The organism is Azospirillum sp. B21 (assembly GCF_008364825.1).
Classification (GTDB): Bacteria; Pseudomonadota; Alphaproteobacteria; order Azospirillales; family Azospirillaceae; genus Azospirillum.
On sequence record NZ_VTTO01000023.1, the window covers coordinates 34372 to 57634 of the forward strand.

The following is a 23263-nucleotide window of genomic DNA, read 5'->3' on the forward strand; positions in this document are numbered from 1 at the left end:
CATGACCGCGATGCCTTCGGGTTCCATCCGTCCTGACGACAGCCTCATGTGCTCCATCGCCGTCACCGGCACCGGCTTTTCCGCCGGTGTCGGGGTGGAGGAGGGCGCTGACGTCGAATGGCGGGTGCCGGAGGAAACCGCAGTCGCCTTCGAATACAACGGCCGGTCCCATGCCGTGATGATGGCGACCCCCGCCGATCTGGAGGACTTCGCGCTGGGCTTCAGCCTTGCCGAGGAGATCGTCGGGTCCGCCGCCGATATCGAGAACATCGCCGTGCGGGAAACGCCGCTGGGCTTCGTCGTCAACCTGACCGTCGACCCGCTGCGTCTCCTGCGCGGAAGCCTTCGCAGCCGCTCCATGGAGGGGCGGAGCGGCTGTGGCCTGTGCGGCGTGGACAGTCTTGTCCACGCCGTTCGGGAGCCCCGCAAGATCGAAGCCTCGCTGGAGGTGGAGCCGGCCGCCGTGGCCGCCGCCTTCCGTGCCCTGCCGGATCACCAGCCGATGAACCGGGCTAACCGCTCGGTCCATGCCGCCGCGTGGTGCGCGCCGGACGGTGCCATCCGCATGGCCCGCGAGGATGTAGGCCGCCACAACGCGCTGGACAAGTTGATCGGCGCCGTCGTCCGCTCGGGCGCCGACCCAGGCACCGGCTTCGTGGTGATGACCAGCCGCTGCAGCTTTGAACTGGTGCAGAAGACCGCCGCCGTGGGCATCCCGCTACTGGCGACCATCTCGGCCCCGACGGCGCTGGCGTTGGAACTGGCGCGCAACGCCAACCTGACGCTGGGCGCGCTGTCGCGCCGCGACACCGTCATCCTGTTCCGTTGAAATCAACCAATCCGGAGACACCGATGAGCCACACGAACCATGCCAAGGATCTGGTCCGGATGGCGAACCAGATCGCCGTCCATTTCGCCACCTACCCGCATGAGGAGGCGGTGACGGAGACTGCGACCCACATCCGCAAATTCTGGGATCCGCGCATGCGCGCCGGCCTGTTCGCCCATGTCCAAGCCGGCGGCGAAGCCGACCTGCACGAGGTTGCGCGCGGCGCGGTCGGCGTGCTGCAGGCGCGGTGAGGTAACAGACAATCCCCTCTCCCCCCCGGGGAGAGGGTTAGGGTGAGGGGGATGCATCGTGTGGCTATCCCAAAGGTCCCGCGGCGCGACCCCCCTCACCCCGACCCTCTCCCCGCTTTCGGCGGACCTATGGTCCGCCTGTCGCGTCAGCGCAAACGAAGTTTGCGCGAGAGCGGGGGAGAGGGGGATTCGCCCTTCCTTACATTCCCGTCGGTGCCGGCAGCGGCTTGGCCAGCGCCGGCGCCGAAGCGGAGGACAGCGGCGTCGGCGCATGGGCGGCCGGGACCGGCAGCGGCGCCGGCTTGGACAGCGGGCGCGGCGTCGACACCGGGGTGGCGGCAGCGCTACCCCCCGGATTGGCCGACATCGCGGGAGCGGCAGAACCCGACTGGCCGACGGGGGTGGAGAGGGTGGGCGGATCCTCGTAGATGTCGGGATGGACGCGCACCACGCCGGCGGTGTCGACCGAGGCGTTCCAGTAGACGAAGCGCACGGGGATGGCGTTCGGCAGCCGGATCGTCTTGGTCTCTCCGGTGTCGAGCTGCTGGCCGATGCTGGCCGGCGTGATCTTCGCCGCACCAAGCAGCGTTTCCGCCATCATCCGGGCATCCTCCAGCCGCACGCAGCCGGAGCTGGCGGCGCGCAGGTCGCGGCTGAACAGCCGCGGATCGTTGGTGCCGTGCAGGAAGATGCCGTCGCCGTTGGTCAGGTTGAAGCGGAAGCGGCCAAGCGCGTTGTCGTCGCCCGGCTTCTGGACGATGCGGACACGGCCGGGATCGACCCCCCACCAGTTGATCGACTGCGTGTTGACGACCTCCGTCCCGTCCAGATAGACGGCGGCGTTCTTGATGCCGGTGGTGCCCTTCTTGCGCAGGGCCGGCAGCTTGTCCTCGCTCAGCACCGTCGGCGGAACGGTCCAGGTCGGGTTGATGGTGACGCTGGTGATCTTGTCCTGCAGCAGCGGCGTCTTGCGCGACGGGCGGCCGACCACCGCGCGCATGGTGAAGCTCGGGCGGCCGTGCTCGATCAGGGTTACCGACTGGCCGGGCAGGTTGACCAGAACGGTGGTCTCGGGGATGGAGGCCTGCTGCGCCCGCATCGCCGCCGCGGCGCGGCGCAGAAGCGCGACGGTCTGGGCGGGGGTGCGGTCCATCGCCTGCCGCGTCACCTCGCCCACCTTGCCGTCGGGCTGCAGCCCTTCCGCCAGCTGGAAGGCGCGCACGGCGGTCTCGACATCGTCGTTGAAGCTGTCGGTCCACTTGTCGGCGGGCAGGAAGCCCAGCTCGATCAGGCGGCGCGACACCCGGCCGACGCGGTCGGCCAGCGGCGAGCGCACGGTGATGACCACCGGCGGTGCCGGTTCCACCGGTTCCAGGCCGGGCAGGGTGGGGGCCTGGGCCTGCTGGACCTCCGCCGGCGGCAACTCCACCGCCGGGGCGACGCTCTCGATCATGCCGCCGTCGCCCTTCTTGACGACGGCGCCATAGCCGATGCGGGTGGCCTGCACCTTGGGCGCGTTCTGGATTTCCAGCGCGCGCCGTTCCAGCGCCGCGGCCCAGCCGGCGACCAGCGGAGGCTTGGCGGCCTGCGCCGCCTCCTTCTGCGGTGCGGCCAGCGCAGGACCGCTCAGGATGACGCCGACCAGCCCGCCGACCATGCAGAGGGCGGCGGAGCGGCGGGAGATCAGGCGGCGGTGATCATGCATGGCGATGGGACCGGAACGTGAACGGATAGGATCGAGCGCTGTATCCTTCAGCGAGCCACCCGGGATCCGCAAGCGACATTTGGTGTCGTCAGCTCTGCTGTTCACACTGTTGCTCCCGTGCATCGCCGCGTCACTCGCAGGCGCCCATCATCGTTACACGCGTTCATCAGACAGGTGGACGCCGCCGCATCGGTTTTATTCCGAACCGCCGCCGGTGGTACCGCCTGAAATGCTCGGGCGTGGCCGTATGTGTCATTTGACGTAGATACGGTCTTTCGCATGCGCGGTAGCCTTTCTTCCGACGATGTGGCGAAGCCCCGGAGCAACCGGGGTGCCAAAGGAAGGGGGCAACTTCATGCGGACCAAGCAACTGACGTCGAGCTTCGGGATCAGCGCGCTGGCCGGTCTGGCCATGGGCGCGATGGCTGCGATGTCCGCGCCGGCGATGGCGCAGGACACGATCAAGGTGGGCATCCTGCATTCCCTGTCCGGCACGATGGCGATCAGCGAGACGACGCTCAAGGACGTCATGCTGATGCTGATCGACGAACAGAACAAGAAGGGCGGCCTGCTGGGCAAGAAGCTGGAGCCGGTGGTGGTCGATCCCGCCTCCAACTGGCCGCTGTTCGCCGAAAAGGCGCGCGAGCTGATCAGCAAGGACAAGGTGTCGGCCGTGTTCGGCTGCTGGACCTCGGTCAGCCGCAAGTCGGTGCTGCCGGTGTTCGAGGAGCTGAACAACATCCTCTTCTACCCGGTCCAGTATGAGGGCGAGGAGTCCTCCCGCAACGTCTTCTACACCGGCGCCGCCCCCAACCAGCAGGCGGTCCCGGCCGTCGATTACCTGATGGAGAAGGAGAAGGTCCAACGCTGGGTGCTGGCCGGCACCGACTACGTCTATCCGCGCACGACCAACAAGATCCTCGAAGCCTACCTGAAGAGCAAGGGCGTCAAGCCCGAGGACATCATGATCAACTACACGCCGTTCGGTCATTCCGATTGGCAGTCGATCGTGGCGGACATCAAGAAGTTCGGGTCGGCCGGCAAGAAGACCGCCGTCGTCTCCACCATCAACGGCGACGCCAACGTTCCCTTCTACAAGGAACTGGGCAACCAGGGCGTGAAGGCGCAGGACATCCCGGTCGTCGCCTTCTCGGTCGGCGAGGAAGAGCTGGCCGGCATCGACACCAAGCCGCTGCTGGGCCATCTGGCCGCCTGGAACTACTTCCAGTCGGTCGAGACGCCGTCGAACAGCGACTTCATCAAGGCCTGGAAGGCCTACACCAAGAACGACAAGCGCGTTACCAACGACCCGATGGAAGCCCACTACATCGGCTTCAACATGTGGGTGAAGGCGGTCGAGGCGGCCGGCACCACCGAGCCGGACAAGGTCATCGACGCCATGGTCGGCGTGTCGGTCCCCAACCTGACCGGCGGTTACTCGGCGATGCTGCCGAACCACCACATCACCAAGCCGGTCCTGATCGGCGAAGTGCAGGAGAACGGCCAGTTCGACGTCGTTTCCAAGACCCCGGGCCTGGTCCCCGGCGACGAGTGGTCGGACTATCTGCCGGACAGCAAGGACCTGATCGCCGACTGGCGCAAGCCGATGTCCTGCGGCAACTTCAACGTGAAGACCGGCAAGTGCGGCGGCAAGGGGTCGTGAGGGCTGGTGTCCGTCCTCTGATTTGAGTGGTCGCGACGCTTGCCCCACCCCGACCCTCCCCCGCTCTCGGCCGATCGAAGGTCGGTCCGACGCAAGGGAGGGAGAGATCCCCTCCCCCGCCCAGCGGGGGAGGGTTAGGGTGGGGGCAAGCGTTTCGCGTTGTTAGACACCCCCGCACCGAAGGACCCGCGATGCGACGCGCTCTCCGCTGGCTGATGGCGCTCTGTGTGGTGGTCGCCACATCAACCGCCGCCTATGCCGCCGACCCCCGAGCAATTGATTTGCGCCCGCTCGTCCAGGCCCTGGGCAGCGGCGGCTATTCCGGAACCGAAAAGGCCCTGGCGCAACTGTCGGAGGCCGGTGACCCCGCCGCCGTGCCGGTGATCGAGGCGCTCCAGGCCGGCGACCTCCATGTGCGCAAGGCCGACGGCGCCGTCGTCATCGCCCGCAAGGCCGGCGACGCCTTCACCCTGACCGACCCGCTGACCCGCGCCGCGCTCGGCGATGCGCCGGCCGCCGCGGTCGAGAAGATCCGCATCAACAATGCGCTCCGCCGCGCCATCAGCGCCTCGCTCGGTGCGCTCACCCTGATGAGCCCAGATGCCGGTGTCCGCCGCTCCGCCGCCGATGCGGTGTTCAAGAGCCGCGACGCCTCTGCGCTGGAGACGCTGAGCGCCGCCATCGCCAAGGAGCAGGACAAGGGCATCCGCGCCGCCATGGAGCAGGCGCGTGCCGCCATCCTGCTGACCGGCGAGGCCGCGTCGAAGATGACCGACGCCGAAATCCAGGCGGCGACCGACACGCTGACCGCCCGTGGCGACCGCGACGCGCTGGTCCTGCTGAACATGGTCGCCGGCTCCGGCGCGTCGGACATCACCAAGCGGTCGGCCGCCGCCGCCGTCTCCACCCTGGAACAGAAGCTGGCCTTCTGGGCTGCGCTGCAGAATCTCTGGTATGGGCTGTCGCTGGGCTCGGTGCTGCTGCTGGCCGCCATCGGGCTGGCCGTCACCTTCGGCGTGATGGGCGTCATCAACATGGCCCATGGCGAGATGGTGATGATCGGCGCCTACACCACTTTCATGGTGCAGGAGGCCTTCCGCGCCTACGCTCCCGGCCTGTTCGACCTGTCGATCCTGGTGGCGCTGCCTGCCGCCTTCCTCGTCTCCGGCGGCGTCGGCATCATCATCGAGCGCAGCGTGATCCGCTGGCTCTATGGCCGTCCGCTGGAAACGCTGCTCGCCACCTGGGGCCTGTCGCTGGCGCTCCAGCAGGCCGTCCGCTCCATCTTCGGCCCGACCAACCGCGAGGTCGGCGCGCCCAGCTGGATGTCCGGCGCCTTCGAACTGGGCGGCTTGACCATCACCTACGGCCGGCTGTGGATCGTCATCTTCGCCTTCACCGTCTTCGCGGCCCTGCTGGTGGCTCTGAAGCGCACCTGGTTCGGCCTGTCGATCCGCGCCGTGACGCAGAACCGGCCGATGGCCAACGCCATGGGCATCCGCACCGCGCGGGTCGATGCGCTGACCTTCGGGCTCGGCTCCGGCATCGCCGGGCTGGCCGGGGTGGCGCTGAGCCAGATCGACAATGTCAGCCCGAACCTGGGGCAGGGCTACATCATCGACAGCTTCATGGTCGTGGTGTTCGGCGGGGTGGGCAACCTGTGGGGCACGCTGGTCGGCGCGCTGACGCTGGGCTCCATCAACAAGTTTCTGGAGCCCTATGCCGGTGCGGTGCTGGGCAAGATCCTGGTGCTGATCTTCATCATCCTGTTCATCCAACGGCGTCCGCGCGGCCTGTTCGCGCTGAAGGGCCGCTCGGTGGAGGCCTGACCGATGTTGCTGCGCTTTTTCCTGATGGGGCTGGACCGAAAGGCCGGAATCGTCCTGACGATCCTCGCCATCCTGGCGGTGGCCGTCCCGGTGATGACGCTGTGGGTGCCGGCGGACTCGCCCTTCCACCTGTCGGTCTTCACCGTCTCGCTGCTGGGCAAATACCTGTGCTTCGCGTTGCTGGCGCTGGCGCTGGATCTGGTGTGGGGTTATTGCGGCATCCTGTCGCTCGGCCATGCAGCCTTCTTCGCGCTCGGCGGCTATGCCATGGGCATGTACCTGATGCGGCAGATCGGCCCGCGCGGCGTCTACGGCAACCCGGAACTGCCCGACTTCATGGTCTTCCTGAACTGGACGGAACTGCCCTGGTACTGGTGGGGCTTCGACCAGTTCTGGTTCGCGGCGCTGATGGTGCTGGTGGTGCCGGGCGCGCTGGCCTTCGCCTTCGGTTGGTTCGCCTTCCGCAGCCGCGTCACCGGCGTCTACCTGTCGATCATCACCCAGGCGCTGACCTTTGCCCTGCTGCTGGCCTTCTTCCGCAACGACATGGGCTTCGGCGGCAACAACGGCCTGACCGACTTCAAGGACATCCTCGGCTACGACATCCAGGCCGATACCACCCGCGTCGCGCTGTTCGTGGCGACGGTCGCTGCACTGGCGCTCTCCTACATGATCGCGTCCGGCGTCATTGCGTCCAAGCTGGGCAAGGTGCTGGTGGCCCTGCGCGACGCCGAAAGCCGCGTCCGCTTCATGGGCTACGACACCGAAAGCTACAAGCTGTTCGCCTGGAGCCTGTCTGCCTGCATGGCCGGCGTGGCTGGCGCCCTCTACGTCCCGCAGGTCGGCATCATCAACCCATCGGAATTCGCCCCGGCCAGCTCGATCGAGGCGGTGATCTGGGTCGCGGTCGGCGGGCGCGGTACGCTGGCCGGTGGCATCCTCGGCGCGGTGCTGGTCAACATGGGCAAGAGCTATTTCACCGGCGCCCTGCCGGAACTGTGGCTGTTCGCGCTCGGCGGCCTGTTCGTGGCGGTCACCCTGTTCCTGCCCAAGGGCCTGCTGGGGCTGTGGGGCCAGCTGACCGCGAAGCTTCCCCGCCGCAACAAGGCCTCGCCCCTTCCCAACGCCCAACCTGCAAACCAGACCGCTGGCCAGAAGGGAGCCTGACCCATGAGCGCGGAATCGACCCTTCTCTATCTTGACGGCGTATCGGTCAGCTTCGACGGCTTCAAGGCGCTGAACAGTCTGTCGCTGGTGATGATGCCGGGCGAGATGCGGGCGATCATCGGCCCCAACGGCGCCGGCAAGACCACCATGATGGATGTCATCACCGGCAAGACCCGCCCCGACACCGGCACCATCCTGTTCGAGGGCCAGACCGACCTGACCCGCCTGCGCGAGGCCGCCATCGCCAATCTCGGCATCGGCCGCAAGTTCCAGCGCCCCACCGTCTTCGAACCGCACACGGTGTGGGACAACCTGGAACTGGCGCTGAAGGCGCCGCGCCGGCCGCTGAAGACGCTGACCTACGCCATCAGCCGCGACGACCGCAGCCGGATCGAGGAGATCCTCGACATCACCCGCCTGTCGCCCTTGCGCAGCCGTCAGGCCGGCAGCCTGTCGCACGGGCAGAAGCAGTGGCTGGAGATCGGCATGCTGCTGGCCCAGGACCCCAAGCTGCTGCTGGTGGACGAGCCGGTGGCCGGCATGACCGATGCCGAGACCGAACAGACGGCCGAGCTGCTGTGCAGCATCGCCGGCAAGCATTCGGTGATCGTGGTGGAGCATGACATGAGTTTCGTCCGCGCTCTCGGCGTCAAGGTGACGGTGCTGGCCGAGGGCTCCGTCCTGGCCGAAGGCTCGCTGGACTCGGTCAGCGCCAACGCCCAAGTCATCGACACCTATCTCGGCCGCTGACGGGAGCCACCATGATGCTGGATATTCGTTCCCTCGATCTGCATTACGGCGCCGCACAGGCCCTGCGCGGCGTTTCCATGAAGGCCGAAATCGGCAAGGTCACCTGTCTGGTCGGCCGCAACGGTGTCGGCAAATCCAGCCTGCTGCGCGCCATCGTCGGGCTGAAGCCGGTGTCCGGCGGTTCCATCGGCTGGGACGGCGCCGACGTGACGAAGATGGCGCCGGCCGACCGGGCGCGCCGCGGCATCGCCTATGTGCCGCAAGGGCGCGAGATCTTCCCGCTGTTGACGGTGCGGGAAAACCTGCTGACCGGCTACGCTCCGCTGCCGCGGTCGCAACGCTCCATCCCCGACGAGGTGTTCGAGCTGTTCCCGGTGTTGAAATCCATGCTGGAGCGCCGCGGCGGCGACCTGTCCGGCGGTCAGCAGCAGCAGCTCGCCATCGGCCGCGCCCTGGTGACGCGCCCGCGCCTGCTGGTTCTGGACGAGCCGACCGAGGGTATCCAGCCATCCATCATCAAGGACATCGGCCGCGCCATCTCCTACCTGCGCGACAAGGGCACCATGGCGATCCTGCTGGTGGAGCAGTATTTCGACTTCGCCCGCGACCTTGCCGACGACTGGGTGGTGATGGAGCGCGGCGAGGTGATGCTGTCCGGTCCGCGCAACGGCCTGGACGAGCAGGAGGTGCGCAAGTACCTGACGGTATAATGCCGATGGCCGCGATCTTCGGCCGGTGAACTGCGGAATATTCGGCCTTCCATTGCGTCCTTGGTCCATCGGGCCTGCCGTCCGGCGGGCTTGTTTCGGGAGGAACTGCGCAATGAAGTTCGCAATCCGTGCTAGCGTCGCCGCCGTCGGCCTGGGGGCCGTCCTGTTCGCCGCCCCGGCCTTCGCTCAGGAAAAAGAACCGGCCATGATGGGGAAGACCGCGATGGGTCCCGTCCTGACCGATGCGAAGGGCATGACGCTCTACGTCTTCGACAAGGATACGGCGGGCAAGTCGGCCTGCAATGGGCCTTGCGCGACGAACTGGCCGCCGCTGATGGCTCCCGCCTCCGCCAAGCCGATGGGCAAATACACCGTCGTCACCCGCGACGACGGATCCCGGCAATGGGCCTACGACGGCAAGCCGCTCTACACCTGGGCCAAGGACGCCAAGCCCGGCGACACCACCGGTGACGGGGTGAACAACGTCTGGCACGTGGCGAAGCCGTAACGTCCGTTCCATCGCGGCGTCACGGCGACGGTCGCTCAGCGCCGGGACGCCGTGTTCGTCGGGAGCATACTTATCCGGTCGAGGTAATGCGCAAACGTCGACTTGGCGGGCAGTGCTCTTTAAAGGTCGTTAAGGATCGAAACCGCATGATGGCGTCACCGTCATCTTGCTCATGGAGCAGCAGGCCATGTCGATCTACAACGCCACCTCTTTCGAAGCCGCCCCGTCCGCCGAGCCAAAAATCCGCAAGATGCGCGGTTTGCCGCGTCTGGCCGTGTGGACGGTGATGATCGGCGCCCCGTGGGTGGTGATCGTGCAGGCGGTGCGCCTGATCTTCTGAGAGTTCATCTCAGACCGGCGCACCCCCTACCTTACGTGCTTACTGGGTCTGCGCCACCCAGGGTTCCAGCGCACCGATTTTCTTGGCCCGCTTTTCGTCGGCCGAGAGTTTGAAATTGTGACCGTAGGGCGCGCTCTCGAACGAGCCGTAGCCGGGATTGGCCAGCATCAGCCAGTCGCGTCCGAAATGCTCCTTCGCCGCCTCGTAAGCTTTCAGCCGCTCCGCGTCGCTGCCGTTGTAGGCGTCGGAGAAGTCGCCGAAATTGTCGCCGAACAGCAGGACGATCCGGTAATCCTTGGCGATGGCCGCGCGCCGCGTGCTCTTGGCCGAACCCCAGTCGGGCTTTTCCTTGGACATCAGGAAGGTATCGACGTTGCCGCCCATCGGGAAGCCCAGCGCCTGCGCGTTGCGGCGGGTCGGTTCTTCCTGGTCGGCACTGCGGTTGGTGACGTAGAAGACCTTGACGCCCTTCGACTCGGCATACTGGGTGAACTCCACCGCGCCCGGCACCGCCGTCGCCTTTTCCGCCTTCACCCAGGCGTCCCAGGTCTTGGGCGAGAAGTCGGTGCCGGTGGTCACGAGGCCGGTCTGGTAGGCGGAGTTGTCCATCGCCGTCTCGTCCAGGTCCAGCACCACGGCCGGCGGCAGATCCTGGTAATTGCCGGCCTGCTCGGTCGCCGCGGTCCAAGTCTTGTCGGCCAGCGCCTTGTCCAGCTGGATCCTGCCCAGCGCATAGACCGCCAGCGCGTTGGCCTTGTATTCGACCGACCGCTGCATCCACAGCTCGGCGTTCAGCAGGTCGTTCTGGGGCACCGGGCCCTGTGGAGCCGGATCGGCGGCAAGGGCTGGACCGGCGAGAAGGGAGAGGACAACCGCACCGGGCAGCAGCGACCAGCGCCCGGAACAGGCGGATTTGCGCATCGACACACCCATCCATCAAGTGTCATGGAACCGTCATCGAAGCACAGTTTCGGGTGCTTGGCGATGGTCCAGTGACGCTTGCGTCAGGGTGTCCCGGTACGCTCCTGTTCGCTCCAACGCAGCGGGATCGCGGCCTTCCGCCGCCACCCGCGCTCTACATGCAGGCTCCAGCTTCGCTGTGCGTGGGGGAGTTCGGGGTCGGGCTGCCAATCGATGCCGGCCGCCCCGGTCAGGTGCAGCACGTCGCCGCTGGCGACATCGACCAGCAGCAACCCGGCGCGCGGGTTCAGCACCATGTTGCCCAGCGTGTTGAAATAGCGGTTGCCGGCATAGTCCGGCACGATCAGCCGGTCGCCGTCGATGCGGATGAAGCCGGCCGGCCCACCCCGGTGCGACACGTCCAGCCGGCCATCCTTCCCCGCTGACGAGGTGGATGCGATGAAGGCGGTGTCCGCCGCACCGATCAGGCGCCGTGCCTCTCCGTCCAATCCGGACAGTGCTTCCACCGCTCCGGCGGGGGAGGGGGGTGCGGCCTCCACCCGGCGCACATGGATGTATTGCGGGCAGTTGCCGAAGCTCTCCTCCACCCCTATCGCAAAGGCCTGCCCGTCGCGCGCCGCCACCCGGCCGTTCACCCGGTTGCGGCGGCGGGTGCCGAGGTCGATTCCCAGCGCCGCCACCGGCTCCCCGACCGCCGGCCCGGCCGGCCAGGGTTGCCACGCGCCAACCTCCGGCCGCACCCACAGCGTCCGCGGATCGGCCGCGGCGACGAAGCCGGGGGCGCCGGTCAGCACGCCGGCTGACGGGTCGCCGGCCTCGTCCCGTGCGGCGACCAGCAGCCAGGGCAGCAGCGGATAGAACTCCTGGTGCTGGGGGATCAGCCGGTCGCGGATCGGCGCCGACGGCACGCGGAACCCGGCCCGCGCCTGCGCCTCCCGCTCGCCGGTATGGAAGGGATCGGGGATGCGGTCCTGGTCCATGGCCGTGCTCCTTTGTTCGGAATGGCGGGAAGGCGTTCAGGCGGATTGCGGGATGGCGCTCTGGGGCATCGGGGTCAGAGCCGGGATCGCCTCCACCCGCTCCAGCCAGCGGCGGACCGCCGGATAGGGATCGAGCGGGATGTGCCCTTCCGGGGCGCGGGCGACATAGGCGTAGCAGGCGATGTCGGCGATGGTCGGCCGCTCCGCCGCCAGCCAGTCGCGGCCGGCCAGATGACCGTCCATGAAGCGCAGGACGCGCTCCGCAATTCTCTGTGCATCGGTCAGCGAACCGGCCCCGCCCCACAGCGTCAGGATGCGCGCCAGCGCTGGCCCGAAGCGCAGGTCGCCGGATGCGATCGACAGCCAGCGCTGCACCTGCGCCGCCTCTTCCGGCGCCTTCGGTTTCCAATGGCCGGAACCGTCGTAGCGGTCGGCGAGATAGACGAGGATTGCGACGGAGTCCGGCAGGACGAGGTCGCCGTCGACCAGCACCGGGATCTGCCCGAAGGGATTCAGGGCGAGGAAGGTCTCCGATTTCCGCACCTCGGCATTCGCATCGACGTAACGGTATGGCAGGCCGAGGATGTTCAGGAATGCCTCCACCCGGTGGGCATGGCCCGACAGCGGCGTGCCGTAGAGCGTGATGGCGGGTTGGGTGCTGATGCTCATGACAGGGCTCCTCTCTCTCGGATCGCGGATGCCCATAGCCAACCACTTGCATCCCGGCGCAGGAATGCGCTTTGATCAAAAGGCACTCTTTCGGAAAACGGAATAATCGTGGACCGGCTGGACGAACTGGCGATCTTCGTCGCGATCCTGGAGGCCGGCAGCCTCGCCGGGGCGGCCAAGCGGCTGCGGCGGTCGGCGCCCGCCGTCACCCGCGCCCTGTCGGGGCTGGAGGAGCGGCTGGGCCTGCGGCTGATCGAGCGGACCACCCGCAACCTCGCCCCCACCGACGCCGGGCGTCGGCTGGCGGAGCAGGCGCGCCGGCTGCTGGCCGACTATGACGAGGCGCTGGCCGCCACCGGCACCGACCGGCCGTTGCGCGGGCGGTTGCGCGTCACCGCTCCGGTGATGTTCGGGCGCAAGCATGTGACGCCGCTGGTCCTCGACTTCATGCGAGCCTTCCCCGACATCCGGGTCGAGCTGGTGCTGTCCGACGGCAATCTCGACCTGATCGAGGAGGAGTTGGACGTCGCCATCCGCATCGGTCCGCTGCCCGACTCCGGCCTCGTCGCCCGGCGGGTGGGGCAGGTCGCGCGCTATCTGGTCGCCAGCCCCGGCTATCTGGAGCGTCGCGGCACGCTCTCGATGCCGGAGGATCTGGCCGGCCACGACATCATCCTGTCGACCGCCCGTCCCGGTCCGCCGGACTGGCGCTTTCTGGTCGACGGGCGGGAGCGGGTGGTGCGGGTCACCCCGCGGCTGGCGGTCAGCCACATCGAGCCGGCCCTGCTCGCCGCGCGGGACGGGCATGGCATCGCCCGGCCGCTGTCCTACCAGGCGGCCGACGACATCGCCGCCGGAACCCTTGTGCGCCTGATGCCGCATGCCGAACCGGCGCCACTGCCGGTCCATGTCGTGGTGCCGACGGCCCGGCTGATGCCCGGCCGGGTGCGCGCCTTCCTCGATCATGCGGTGCAAGGGCTGTCGACGCTCACCGTGCTGCGAAGCTGAGCGCAGGGCTTTGGCCGGAGGATCAAGGCTCGCGGACGACGCGGAATCCGTAGGCGGCATATCCGCTCTCCGCCCCATCCACCCGCCGCACGGCGGAGCGGACATAGCGCGGGTGGCTGTGCCATGACCCACCACGCATCGTCCGACGCGGGCAATTTCGCCCGGCCTCTTCGGAATCCGCGGATCCGTCCGCCGCGCAATCCTCCACCCATTGCCAGACATTGCCCAGCATGTCGTAAAGGCCGAAGCCGTTGGGCCGATAGCTGCCGACGGGGGCGGTGAACAGGGCGCCGTCGCGGCAGTTCGCCACCTCCCAATCGGTGAAGCGGTCCTTGGCGCTCAGGTCGGCGCCGTTTGCCGCGTCGCATCCCGTCGCAGGGTCGTCGCCCCACCAGCGGGCGGTCCGGGTGCCGGCACGGGCCGCATACTCCCATTCCTCTCCCGTCGGCAGGCGATAGGCGTGGCCGGTCCGGCGGCTGAGCCAGTCCACATAGGCCTGGGCGTCGTGCCAGCTGATGCAGACGGCCGGGTCGCGGTCCGTCTGGTCGAATCCAGGCCGGCGCCAGGAAAAATGCCAGCGCGGCAGCAGCTCGGTCTCGCCGGTGTAGCCGCGGCAAATGGTCCGTGACCGGTAACCGCTGTCTTCGACGAAGCGGGCGTACTCGCCGCGGGTGACCGGATATTTGCCGAGCGCGAACGGGTGCCGGATCGACACCGTCCGTTGCGGCGACTCCTCCGGAAAGCGTTCCGCCTCCGTCTCCGGCGCACCCTGCAGGTAGCTGCCGGCCGGCACCGTCACCAACACCGGCGCGTCGGGATGGTCCCAGATCTCGCGCGCCGGGCCGGCAGCCTGCCAGCCTTGAAAAGCAGCCAGCCGCTCGTCGCGCCATCCGGTCAGATCCTCCGGTTCGGCCCGGCGCCAGGCGGTCAGCCCGGCCAGCAGAAGGATCAAGAGGGCCACGGCGCCCAGCGAACCGGGCAGGGCGCATCTCATGGTGCGGATGTCTTTTGCAAGAGAGGTGCAGTGGGTCATCCCGTCATTTCCCCGGTGCAACCCGTTCCCGGCAACCGTGCGTCCGTGTCCTGGTCGGGGCACCTCCCGCCCGGTCCGGCAGCCGAGGGACCGTCCGCCTGTGCCATCGGGGTAGGTCGAAAGCGGTGGGGCGTCGAAAGCGTGGCCGCCCTGTTGGTGCGGGCAGACGTTCAACGGAACTTTGACACCACAGGAGCATACTCATGGCCGCCTATCCCGCGGATCTCACGCGCGCGCTGTTCGTCACCGGTCTGCGCAACGCCCATGCGGTCGAACAGCAGGCGCTTGCGCTGATGGACCGCCAGCTTGACCGTCTGGTGAATTACCCGGAAGTCTCCGACCATCTGCGCATGCACCGCGGCGAGACCGAGGCGCAGATCACCCGTCTCGACCAGATTCTGGACCAGTTGCAGGAAAGCCATTCGGGCCTGAAGGACACCGCCCTGTCGATCATGGGCAATCTGGCCGCGCTGGGCCACAGCTTCGCCGAGGACGAAATCCTCAAGAACTCCTTCGCCAACTATGCCTTCGAGAATTTCGAGGTGGCGAGCTACCGGTCGTTGCTGACGGTGGCGGATGCCGGCAACTTCGCCTTCGCCGTCCCGCTTCTGCAGACCTCGCTGCGCGAGGAGGAGGCGATGGCCTCCTGGGTGATCGAGAATGTGCCGACCCTGACCCTGAAATACCTGTCGCTGAAAGCTGCCGACCAGACCGCCGGCCGCTGACGCCGGACCCGATCCGCCCGCAATGAGGCGGCCGGGGAAGACAGGCTCTTCCCCGGCCGTTTTCCGTTGCATCCCGTCCGTGACACCGGGCGGAATTCAGACGTCGTAGATCGGGCCGGGGGTCTTCTTGTTGGCGCCGCCGGCCTGTTCCTCCGCTTTCTCGGTCAGCGTCTTGTCACGGTCCTGGTCGGTGCCCGCAGTGGACGGCTTGCCGGCCTTGGCCTGATCGCTTTCCGGTTTTTCCTGCTTGGATGCATCGTTCATCGTGGTTGCTCCCGGTTGTGACGATGCCTTCCCAACAGCGCAGGGGCGCAGCCGTTGCCGACGATCCGTCACCGGACATCGCGGCACCGCAATGCAGCCTTCCGGCCTTGTCCGGATTTTGCCCGGTGACGAGCAGGCTTGCTTTGCCGTAAGAGACAGGGCGGGTCTCAAAACGGATGGATCCCCCGTGCTCAGATCGGTTTCCCTTTGCCTGTTCGTCGCCGCGGCCGGCGCTCTTGCGGGCTGCACCTCCGACTATTCCCCCAACACCTACTCCTCCAGCGCGGTCCAGCAGGCCAACAAGGTGGAGCCGGCGGTCGTGGTCGGATTCCGTCAGGTGGCGATCAGCGCCAACGGCACGGTCGGCGCCGTCAGCGGCGGGGCGGCCGGCGGCATCCTGGGGGCGCAGGTCGGCTCCGGCGGCATGAACGCCGCGCTGGGCACCGTCGGCGGCACGGCGATCGGCGGACTGCTGGGCACGGCGATGGAGCATATCGCCGGCGACACCACCGGCTGGGAATACATCGTCCGCAAATCCAACGGCGACCTGCTGTCGCTGACCCAGAAGGAACCGCAGCCACTGCCCATCGGCCAGAAGGTTCTGGTCATCACCGGCAGCCAGGCCCGCATCGTGCCAGACTATTCGTCGCCCGCAGAGTCCGCGGCCGTCAAAGCCGATTCGGCCAAGACGGAGGCCGCGGTGGAGCCCCCGAAGCCGGAAACGCCGAAATCGGACATCAGGGCGGTGCCGCTCGCCCCGCCCCCCGCATCCGCCGCGTCCGAATCCGCCGCCGGGCCCGCGCCGTCCAGCGGCGGCGGCCCCATTCGCCTGACCGCACCCACCGACAACGCTCCTACCGACAACGCCCCTGCCGGCAATGCCCCGGCGCCTGTGGTTTCGGCCCCGCCCTCCGACCCTCTTCCGGCTCCCGTTTCGGCAGAGTCGAAGCCGGCCGAGTAGCTCCATGCTTGTAGCTCCATACTTGTCCGAATGGACGGGATGGCGCACAGTCCGGTGATCCAACCGTAAGATCACCGGCCGAGGGTCCATGTCCGCCGTCGATTCCGCACACAGCGCCGCCCCCACTCCGCCCGCCGCTCCCGCCCCCATTCCGGCAATGACCAGGGAGGAGTTGGAGGAGCTGATCCGCGAGGGGGTTCCCCTTGTCGGCAACTTCGGCATCGTCGTCGACAGCCTCGGCGCCGGCACGATCCGCCTGCGGCTGCCTTACAAGGACGATTTCGTCCGGCCCGGCGGCACCGTCACCGGCCCTGCCATGTTCGGGCTGGCCGACGTTGCGCTCTATGGCGCGGTGCTGAGCCTGATCGGGCGGGTGGAACTGGCGGTGACCACCAGCATGACCATCAACTTCCTGCGCCGCCCGCCTCCCGTCGCCATCATCGCCGAGGCGCGCGTCCTGAAGCTGGGCAAGCGGCTGGCCTATGGCGAGATCCTGCTGTTCTCCGAAGGCGATCCGGAGCCGGTCGCGCATGTCACCGGCACCTACTCCATCCCCCCGCACGATCCCGTCACCGTTGCGGTATCTCATTACCGTGTGGATGGGGCCTCATAAAAATCTGTTTGCTATCAATGGGTTTGCTGAAGCGGTATCTAATTACCGTGACGGCAACATGCTGATTTAAAAGGGAAATTTTTCGGTTGACAGAGGTATGCCGCTGCCCTTAGAAAGCCGTCCGCTTCGGCGCCCCGGATTCGGCGGCCTGCCGATCCGTATTCGAAGAAACGAGTGTGGCGATGAAGACCTTCAATCTGAAGCCGACCGATATCGAGAAGAAGTGGTACGTCGTCGACGCCGACGGCCTCGTTCTCGGCCGGCTCGCCAGCATCCTGGCGAACATCCTGCGTGGCAAGAACAAGCCGACCTACACCCCGCACATGGATTGCGGCGACCATGTCGTCGTGATCAATGCTGAGAAGGTGAAGCTGACCGGCAACAAGCGCGAAGCCGACATCTTCTACTGGCACACCGGCTATCCGGGCGGGATCAAGGGCCGTTCCAAGGGCCAGATCCTGGACGGCAAGTATCCGGAGCGTGTGATCGAGAAGGCCGTGGAGCGTATGGTTCCGCGCGGTCCGCTCGGCCGTCAGCAGATGACCCATCTCAAGGTCTACAAGGGCGCCACGCATCCGCACGATGCGCAGCAGCCGGTCGCCCTCGACATCGGCGCCCTGAACCCGAAGAATAAGCGGAGCGCGTAAGCATGGCTCAGGTCACCACCACCCTCTCCAGCCTTAAGGATCTGACGGGCGCCGCCGCCACCGCGACCGTCACCGAAGAGCTGGCCGCTCCGAAGCTGGACGCCCAGGGCCGCGCCTACGCCACCGGCAAGCGCAAGGACGCCGTCGCCCGCGTGTGGATCAAGCCGGGCACCGGCAAGGTCACCGTGAACGGCCGCGACCAGTCGGTCTACTTCGCCCGTCCGGTGCTGCGCATGATGATCGCCCAGCCGTTCGGCGTGACCGAGCGTCTGGACCAGTTCGACGTCGTCGCCACCGTCGCCGGTGGTGGTCTGTCGGGCCAGGCCGGTGCCGTCCGTCACGGCATCTCCAAGGCGCTGACCTACTTCGAGCCGGCCCTGCGCCCGCCGCTGAAGGCCGCCGGCTTCCTGACCCGCGACGCCCGTACGGTCGAGCGTAAGAAGTACGGCCGCGCCAAGGCCCGCCGCAGCTTCCAGTTCTCGAAGCGCTAATCCCTACACGGGCCCGCGGCTTTACGGTACAAGCGAGGGGCGTCCCGAAAGGGGCGCCCCTTTCTTTTTGTCCCGGTATCACCAATCAAGCGTTCCTCCCGTCAAGCGAAGGACATCGCCTCCATGGCCTCGATCAGCATTCCGGGCAGCACTCCCGGCGGTTCGAAAATCCGCGTCGGCATCCTGGGCGCTTCCGGTTACACCGGCGCCGAACTGGTGCGCATGCTGCTGCGCCACCCGAACGTCGAGATCGCCGCCCTGACCGCCGAACGACAGGCCGGCAAGCCGATGGCGGAGGTGTTCCCGCATCTGGGCGGCTATGGCCTGCCCGATCTGGTGAAGATCGAGCAGCTGAAGTGGGACGGCCTGGACTTCATCTTCTGCGCCCTGCCGCACGGCACCACGCAGGAGGTGATCGCCGGCCTGCCCAGCGGGCTGAAGGTGGTCGATCTGTCCGCCGATTTCCGTCTGAGCGACCCGGCCGAATACGCCACCTGGTACGGGCATGAGCACCGCGCCGTCGACCTGCAGAAGGAGGTCGCCTACGGCCTGACCGAATTCAACCGTCAGGGCGTGCGCAAGGCACGGGTGGTGGCGAATCCGGGCTGCTACCCGACCTGCTCGCTGCTGCCCCTGCTGCCCCTGCTGCTGGAGAACCAGATCGAGCCGGGCGGCATCATCATCGACGCCAAGTCCGGCGTGTCGGGGGCCGGCCGCGACGCCAAGCAGGCCAACCTGTTCACCGAGGTGTCGGAGGGCTTCAACGCCTATGGCGTCGGCCACCACCGCCACATGCCGGAGATCGAGCAGGAGCTGCGGCTGGCCGCCGGCCGGCCGGTCACCGTCTCCTTCACCCCGCATCTGGTGCCGATGAACCGCGGCATGATGGCGACGATCTATGTCCGCATGGCCGATGGCGTCACCGCCGACGACCTGCGCGCAACGCTGGCCGCCCGCTATGCCGACGAACCCTTCGTCGGGGTGACGCCCGCCGGCGTGGTTCCGGCGACGCGTCATGTCCGCGCGTCCAACCACAATCTGATCGGCGTGGTCGCCGACCGCACCCCGCGCGGTGCCATCATCGTGTCGGTGATCGACAATCTGGTGAAGGGCGCCTCGGGCCAGGCCATCCAGAACATGAACGTCATGATGGGTCTGGGTGAGACCACCGGCATCGATCAGGCGCCGCTTTTCCCGTAACAACTCCGCACGAGGGGGCTGTGACAGCGTTGTGGCCCCCTGTCCGCACTGTTGCACGGAGGCACCAATCGGGATTTGCTTTGCCCTGTCAATGCGAAATCAGGTGGTGCCTTAAGCCTTACGGTGTTTCAATCCCGCCCGTCATGCACGACTTCGGTACGACCTGATGACCGGCCTTGTCCGCGCCTTCAACGGCATTCTGCCCACCATCGACCCGACCGCGTTCATCGCGGAAACGGCGGCGGTGATCGGTGATGTCGTGATCGGGGCGAACAGCAGCATCTGGTACGGCTGCACCGTGCGTGGAGACGTCAACGAGGTCCGAATCGGCGCTCGCACCAACATTCAGGACGGCACCGTGATCCACGTGGCCTCTGAAGGGCAGGGCACCTACATCGGAGACGACATCACCGTCGGCCATATGGCGTTGCTGCACGCCTGCACGCTGGAAGACGGCTGCTTCATCGGCATGAAGGCCTGCATCCTGGATGGGGCCTATGTCGAGTCGCGGGCGATGGTCGCCGCCGGTGCTCTGGTGACGCCCGGAAAGCGGGTGACGTCCGGATTCTTGTGGGCCGGCAGCCCTGCTAGACCGGTTCGCGAGCTGACGGAGCGCGATCTCGCGGTTTTTCCGGTTCTCAGCCACCGTTACACGGATTTGGCGGAATCCTACCGGAAAAGCTGCTATGGAAGTGGAGCATAGGTCCAAGAACAGGTACGGTTCGGCCAATCGGCTGAGGTGTCGGAACACCACCGCACACCACATGTTGGGATGGTCGCTGCCGCGCTTGCACATGGGCGGATGCTTCGGTTGATAGGTTCATCCCCCGCAGGCACTCTGATGGGGAAGGGTTCTGGAAGGGAGTGAAGACAATGAAGACTATTGTTCGCGCGGGTCTGGCTGCCATCCCGGCCGCCATCGTCGCTTTCGGTCTGTCGGCGGCCGCCAATGCCCAGGACGCGAGCCTGGTCGGCAAGGGCACCGAGTGGTGCAACCCGGTCATCGGCTGGGGCAACGTCGCCGCCCGCACCGGTGACGGCGGCTACGTCATCCATCAGGGCAGCTATCCGTGCCCGCCGGCCGCCGCTGCTCCGGCTCCGGCCGCCGTCGCTGCGGTCCAGAGCGAATATCTGGTGTTCTTCGACTGGGATAAGTCGACCATCACCCCGGCCGCCGATCGCGTGATCGGTGACGCGGTGTCGGCCATCCTGAAGAACGGTGGCGCCAAGATCCACGTCGTCGGCCACACCGACACGTCGGGCTCGCCGGCCTACAACCAGAAGCTGTCGCTGCGTCGTGCCGACGCGGTCAAGAAGGCTCTGGTCGCCAAGGGCATCCAGACTGCCAACATCACGACCGAAGGCAAGGGCGAGAGCCAGCTGCTGGTCCAGACCGGCCCGAACGTGCGTGAGCCGTCCAACCGTCGTGCGCAGATCCTGCCGCGCCTGCTGAACGCTCCGTCGTCCTAAGGACGGATGGGAGGGGGCCGCTCCGGGGGTTTCGGAACGGCCTTTTCGCCAGCGGAAGAATCCGCAAGAAAAAGGCCGCGACGGGGTTTCCCCGTCGCGGCCTTTTTCCGTTCCAGCCTGCTCTCAGGCTCCTGTTTGGGCCGGGTCCTGTTCCGGCTCCCCGGCCGTCAGCCGCAAGGGCACCACGCCCGCCCACACCGGGTGGGCCATATCCTCCGGATCGTCGCTTGGCGGGCCGGAGCGCCGCTTGGCCGACGCCTCGGCGATCGGGAAGGCCAGCACGGATGTGGCCTTCAGCTCCTGTGCATTGGGCGCCCGCACCTTGGCGCTGCGGCCGGGTTCGATCTTCTCCATCAGGGCATCCAGGGCCGCGCGCTTCTCCGCCTCCTCCATCACCAGCCGCGGCCGGCCGAAAAGCATGACCGAGCGGTAATTGACGGAGTGATGGAAGGCCGAGCGCGCCAGCACCCAGCCGTCGATCAGCGACAGGGTGATGCAGGCCTCGCCCCCCTCCTGCAGCCGCCGGATCATCCGGCTGGAGGACGCGCCGTGGATCATCAGTTCGTCCCCCACGCGCCACGGAACCGTCGGGATCACCATGGGGGAGGGGGTGCCGTGGCCCTTGATGGCGTCGTCGACGAAGCCGACGTGGCAGATCGGCGCCTCGTCGATGATCGCGTGGATCAGGGCGACGTCATGGCTGCCCCGGTCGCCCAGCCGAATCGGCCGGGTGCGCGGGGTCTGAGCCAAAGCGGGGGAGGAATCGGCGGGAAGGCTGGTCATTGTCGTGCTCAAGGCCGGAACTGTTGCGATGGCCGAGAATGACCGGCAAAATGGTTCTGCCGAAAGGTCCGGAATGTCGATTTCATAGGGACCAATCCACTCGCCCCAGGGAAGACCGTCATGGCCAGGTCGGCAGTTCCGGTTCTGTCTAGCCTCGGGCCGGTGGCGCTCGACCGTGACGGAGCGGAGCCGTTGCACCGCCAACTCTACCGCGCGCTGCGTCAGGCGGTGCTGGATGGCCGCCTGCGTCCGGGGGAGCGACTGCCACCCAGCCGGGCGCTCGCCGCCGACTGGGGGCTGTCACGCAACACGGTGGTGACCGCCTACGACACGCTGCTGGCGGAGGGTTACGTCACCGGGCGGGTGGGGGTCGGCACCTTCGTCGCCGCCTCGCTTCCCGATGCGGCGCCCGGCAGCATTCCCGCCCGCGACGAAGTCCGCCGGGGTGTCGGCCTGTCCGTCCGCGGCCGTGTGTTGGCCGAGGCGCCGGCCATCGCGCGTGATCGGGTGGGGCGGCCCTTCGCGCTCGGCACGCCGGATCTCGGCGTCTTTCCCTTCGCCCTGTGGGCGCAGCTTCTCGGACGCTGCTGGCGCCAGGGCGGACGGGCGCTGGCGACCGAGCCGGACCCGCTGGGCCACGCTCCGCTGCGGGCGGAGATCGCCGCCTATCTGCGCGCCGTCCGCGCCGTCCGTTGCGAGCCGGAGCAGGTCGTCATCGTCTCCGGCGCGCAGCAGGGGCTTGCGCTGCTGGCGCAACTGCTTCTCGACCCCGGCGACGAGGCCTGGGTGGAGGAGCCGGGCTGGCCCGGCAACCGCGCCGCCCTGCTGGGGGCCGGGGCGCGGCTGGTCCAGGTGCCGGTGGACGGGGAGGGCATCGACGTCGCCGCCGGCATGGCCCGCGGGGCCGACGCCCGGCTGGCGCTGGTCACCCCCTCCCACCAATTCCCCTTGGGCGTGACCATGAGCCTTGCGCGGCGCCTGCGCCTGCTGGACTGGGCGGCGGCCCGCGACGCCTGGATCGTCGAGGACGATTACGACAGCGAGTTCCGCTATGCCGGCCCGCCGCTGGCCGCCCTCCAGGGGTTGGACGGTGCCGGCCGGGTCATCTATGTCGGCAGCTTCAGCAAGGTGATGTTCCCGGCGCTGCGGCTCGGCTATGTCGTGGTGCCGCCCGATCTGGTCGAGCCGGTGCGCGCCGCGCGGCGCCATTTCGACGGCGGAACCAGCGTGGTGCCGCAGGCGGCCCTGCACCGTTTCCTCGTCGACGGCCATTTCGCCTCGCATCTGCGGGCCATGCGCTCCCTCTACGCCGCCAAGCGCACCGCCATCCTGGAGTCGATCGCAGGAGCCTTCGACGGCTTCGCCACGGCCGAAGCGGGGGAGGCCGGCATGCATGTCCTGCTCCGTCTGCCGCCGGACTGCCCCGACCATGCCCTGGCCGAGCGCGCCGCCCGCATCGGCCTGACCACGCCGCCGCTGTCCAGTTACCATCGTGCCGCCGACGGCATCGCCGGCAACGGCCTGCTGCTGGGCTTCGCCGCCCACGACCCGGCGACGCTCGACCGCGCGGTGCGCGATCTGGCGCGGTTGTGCGTCGATGATTGCAAATGATTCACCGGCCGGGTTGCGGGTGCTGGATGGTATGTCAATTGGCCCGCCCGGATAACTCTTCGGCGTCAATTCATGTCCAGTCCGGATTGCCGCGCATTTGGGCTTACGGCTCGAAAACACTCCCGACCGTTGCGG

Annotated in this window: 26 protein-coding genes; 19 read left to right on the forward strand and 7 right to left on the reverse strand. The window is 67.7% G+C overall.

The features are described 5' to 3' along the window. Position 1: 1 nt before the first annotated feature. Positions 2 to 829 carry a formate dehydrogenase accessory sulfurtransferase FdhD gene (gene fdhD, locus FZ983_RS30210; RefSeq protein ID WP_149228261.1) on the forward strand — a complete coding sequence of 276 codons (828 nt, stop codon included), beginning with the start codon at positions 2 to 4 and terminating at the stop codon, positions 827 to 829. A 23-nt stretch (positions 830 to 852) separates the two neighbouring features. After that, positions 853 to 1080 carry a formate dehydrogenase subunit delta gene (locus FZ983_RS30215; RefSeq protein ID WP_012975453.1) on the forward strand — a complete coding sequence of 76 codons (228 nt, stop codon included), beginning with the start codon at positions 853 to 855 and terminating at the stop codon, positions 1078 to 1080. Positions 1081 to 1279: 199 nt separating this feature from the next. Here FZ983_RS30215 and FZ983_RS30220 read toward each other — a convergent pair whose 3' ends face one another. Continuing rightward, positions 1280 to 2785, reverse strand: coding sequence for a L,D-transpeptidase family protein (locus tag FZ983_RS30220; RefSeq protein ID WP_149228262.1), 1506 nt, complete (start codon positions 2783 to 2785; stop codon positions 1280 to 1282). 355 nt (positions 2786 to 3140) lie between these two features. On the opposite strand from FZ983_RS30220, the gene urtA reads away from it, so the two are divergent. The 7 genes from urtA to FZ983_RS34400 all read left to right on the forward strand — a co-directional run bounded on the left by urtA (position 3141) and on the right by FZ983_RS34400 (position 9752). Next, the gene (gene urtA, locus FZ983_RS30225) at positions 3141 to 4448 is read left to right on the forward strand and encodes an urea ABC transporter substrate-binding protein (RefSeq protein WP_149228263.1); all 1308 of its coding nucleotides are present in this window, start codon (positions 3141 to 3143) and stop codon (positions 4446 to 4448) included. 191 nt (positions 4449 to 4639) lie between these two features. Beyond that, a complete protein-coding gene (gene urtB, locus FZ983_RS30230) occupies positions 4640 to 6277 on the forward strand; it encodes an urea ABC transporter permease subunit UrtB (RefSeq protein WP_149228264.1) in 1638 nt (545 codons plus the stop codon). 3 nt (positions 6278 to 6280) lie between these two features. Further along, the gene (gene urtC / locus FZ983_RS30235; RefSeq protein WP_149228265.1) at positions 6281 to 7444 is read left to right on the forward strand and encodes an urea ABC transporter permease subunit UrtC; all 1164 of its coding nucleotides are present in this window, start codon (positions 6281 to 6283) and stop codon (positions 7442 to 7444) included. 3 nt (positions 7445 to 7447) lie between these two features. Continuing rightward, positions 7448 to 8194, forward strand: a complete 747-nt coding sequence (gene urtD / locus FZ983_RS30240; RefSeq protein ID WP_149228266.1) for an urea ABC transporter ATP-binding protein UrtD — start codon at positions 7448 to 7450, stop codon at positions 8192 to 8194. 14 nt (positions 8195 to 8208) lie between these two features. Next, positions 8209 to 8904, forward strand: a complete 696-nt coding sequence (gene urtE, locus FZ983_RS30245; RefSeq protein ID WP_149228307.1) for an urea ABC transporter ATP-binding subunit UrtE — start codon at positions 8209 to 8211, stop codon at positions 8902 to 8904. Positions 8905 to 9016: 112 nt separating this feature from the next. Then, complete coding sequence (locus tag FZ983_RS30250) at positions 9017 to 9412, forward strand: hypothetical protein (RefSeq protein ID WP_149228267.1); 396 nt, start codon at positions 9017 to 9019, stop codon at positions 9410 to 9412. 187 nt (positions 9413 to 9599) lie between these two features. Beyond that, on the forward strand, positions 9600 to 9752 hold the full coding sequence (locus FZ983_RS34400; protein WP_188092578.1) for a hypothetical protein: 153 nt from the start codon (positions 9600 to 9602) through the stop codon (positions 9750 to 9752). Between the two features lie 39 nt (positions 9753 to 9791). Here the strand turns inward: FZ983_RS34400 and FZ983_RS30255 are convergent, their stop codons facing one another. From FZ983_RS30255 to FZ983_RS30265, 3 genes are all read right to left on the reverse strand, one after another. Next, on the reverse strand, positions 9792 to 10673 hold the full coding sequence (locus tag FZ983_RS30255) for an HAD family acid phosphatase (protein ID WP_149228268.1): 882 nt from the start codon (positions 10671 to 10673) through the stop codon (positions 9792 to 9794). Positions 10674 to 10756: 83 nt separating this feature from the next. Then, positions 10757 to 11653, reverse strand: coding sequence for a pyridoxamine 5'-phosphate oxidase family protein (locus tag FZ983_RS30260; protein WP_149228269.1), 897 nt, complete (start codon positions 11651 to 11653; stop codon positions 10757 to 10759). Between the two features lie 36 nt (positions 11654 to 11689). Beyond that, complete coding sequence (locus FZ983_RS30265) at positions 11690 to 12322, reverse strand: glutathione S-transferase (protein ID WP_149228270.1); 633 nt, start codon at positions 12320 to 12322, stop codon at positions 11690 to 11692. Between the two features lie 108 nt (positions 12323 to 12430). Between FZ983_RS30265 and FZ983_RS30270 the strand changes: the two genes are divergently transcribed. Continuing rightward, positions 12431 to 13330, forward strand: a complete 900-nt coding sequence (locus FZ983_RS30270) for a LysR family transcriptional regulator (RefSeq protein WP_149228271.1) — start codon at positions 12431 to 12433, stop codon at positions 13328 to 13330. 22 nt (positions 13331 to 13352) lie between these two features. Here FZ983_RS30270 and FZ983_RS30275 read toward each other — a convergent pair whose 3' ends face one another. Continuing rightward, positions 13353 to 14324, reverse strand: coding sequence for a formylglycine-generating enzyme family protein (locus tag FZ983_RS30275; RefSeq protein WP_149228272.1), 972 nt, complete (start codon positions 14322 to 14324; stop codon positions 13353 to 13355). A 242-nt stretch (positions 14325 to 14566) separates the two neighbouring features. On the opposite strand from FZ983_RS30275, the gene FZ983_RS30280 reads away from it, so the two are divergent. Next, positions 14567 to 15088 carry a ferritin-like domain-containing protein gene (locus tag FZ983_RS30280; protein ID WP_149228273.1) on the forward strand — a complete coding sequence of 174 codons (522 nt, stop codon included), beginning with the start codon at positions 14567 to 14569 and terminating at the stop codon, positions 15086 to 15088. Positions 15089 to 15184: 96 nt separating this feature from the next. Here the strand turns inward: FZ983_RS30280 and FZ983_RS34405 are convergent, their stop codons facing one another. Further along, entirely contained in the window at positions 15185 to 15352 is a 168-nt protein-coding gene (locus tag FZ983_RS34405) for a hypothetical protein (protein WP_188092579.1), read from the reverse strand. A gap of 187 nt (positions 15353 to 15539) precedes the next feature. Here FZ983_RS34405 and FZ983_RS30285 point away from each other — a divergent pair, with 187 nt between their 5' ends. From FZ983_RS30285 to FZ983_RS30315, 7 genes are all read left to right on the forward strand, one after another. Next, on the forward strand, positions 15540 to 16313 hold the full coding sequence (locus FZ983_RS30285) for a glycine zipper 2TM domain-containing protein (RefSeq protein WP_149228274.1): 774 nt from the start codon (positions 15540 to 15542) through the stop codon (positions 16311 to 16313). Between the two features lie 88 nt (positions 16314 to 16401). Beyond that, entirely contained in the window at positions 16402 to 16926 is a 525-nt protein-coding gene (locus FZ983_RS30290) for a PaaI family thioesterase (RefSeq protein ID WP_247884044.1), read from the forward strand. 182 nt (positions 16927 to 17108) lie between these two features. Then, a complete protein-coding gene (gene rplM, locus FZ983_RS30295) occupies positions 17109 to 17573 on the forward strand; it encodes a 50S ribosomal protein L13 (protein WP_149228275.1) in 465 nt (154 codons plus the stop codon). A gap of 2 nt (positions 17574 to 17575) precedes the next feature. Then, positions 17576 to 18064 carry a 30S ribosomal protein S9 gene (gene rpsI / locus FZ983_RS30300; RefSeq protein WP_014187881.1) on the forward strand — a complete coding sequence of 163 codons (489 nt, stop codon included), beginning with the start codon at positions 17576 to 17578 and terminating at the stop codon, positions 18062 to 18064. Between the two features lie 123 nt (positions 18065 to 18187). Beyond that, positions 18188 to 19264 carry an N-acetyl-gamma-glutamyl-phosphate reductase gene (gene argC / locus FZ983_RS30305; protein WP_149228276.1) on the forward strand — a complete coding sequence of 359 codons (1077 nt, stop codon included), beginning with the start codon at positions 18188 to 18190 and terminating at the stop codon, positions 19262 to 19264. Positions 19265 to 19430: 166 nt separating this feature from the next. Then, a complete protein-coding gene (locus FZ983_RS30310) occupies positions 19431 to 19967 on the forward strand; it encodes a gamma carbonic anhydrase family protein (protein WP_149228277.1) in 537 nt (178 codons plus the stop codon). Positions 19968 to 20137: 170 nt separating this feature from the next. Further along, positions 20138 to 20734 (forward strand): OmpA family protein, encoded by a 597-nt coding sequence (locus FZ983_RS30315; protein ID WP_149228278.1) that lies wholly within the window; start codon positions 20138 to 20140, stop codon positions 20732 to 20734. 123 nt (positions 20735 to 20857) lie between these two features. Here FZ983_RS30315 and FZ983_RS30320 read toward each other — a convergent pair whose 3' ends face one another. Beyond that, positions 20858 to 21517 carry a pyridoxamine 5'-phosphate oxidase family protein gene (locus FZ983_RS30320; protein ID WP_149228279.1) on the reverse strand — a complete coding sequence of 220 codons (660 nt, stop codon included), beginning with the start codon at positions 21515 to 21517 and terminating at the stop codon, positions 20858 to 20860. A gap of 120 nt (positions 21518 to 21637) precedes the next feature. On the opposite strand from FZ983_RS30320, the gene FZ983_RS30325 reads away from it, so the two are divergent. Further along, positions 21638 to 23128, forward strand: a complete 1491-nt coding sequence (locus tag FZ983_RS30325; protein WP_149228280.1) for a PLP-dependent aminotransferase family protein — start codon at positions 21638 to 21640, stop codon at positions 23126 to 23128. The last annotated feature ends 135 nt before the right edge of the window (positions 23129 to 23263 follow it).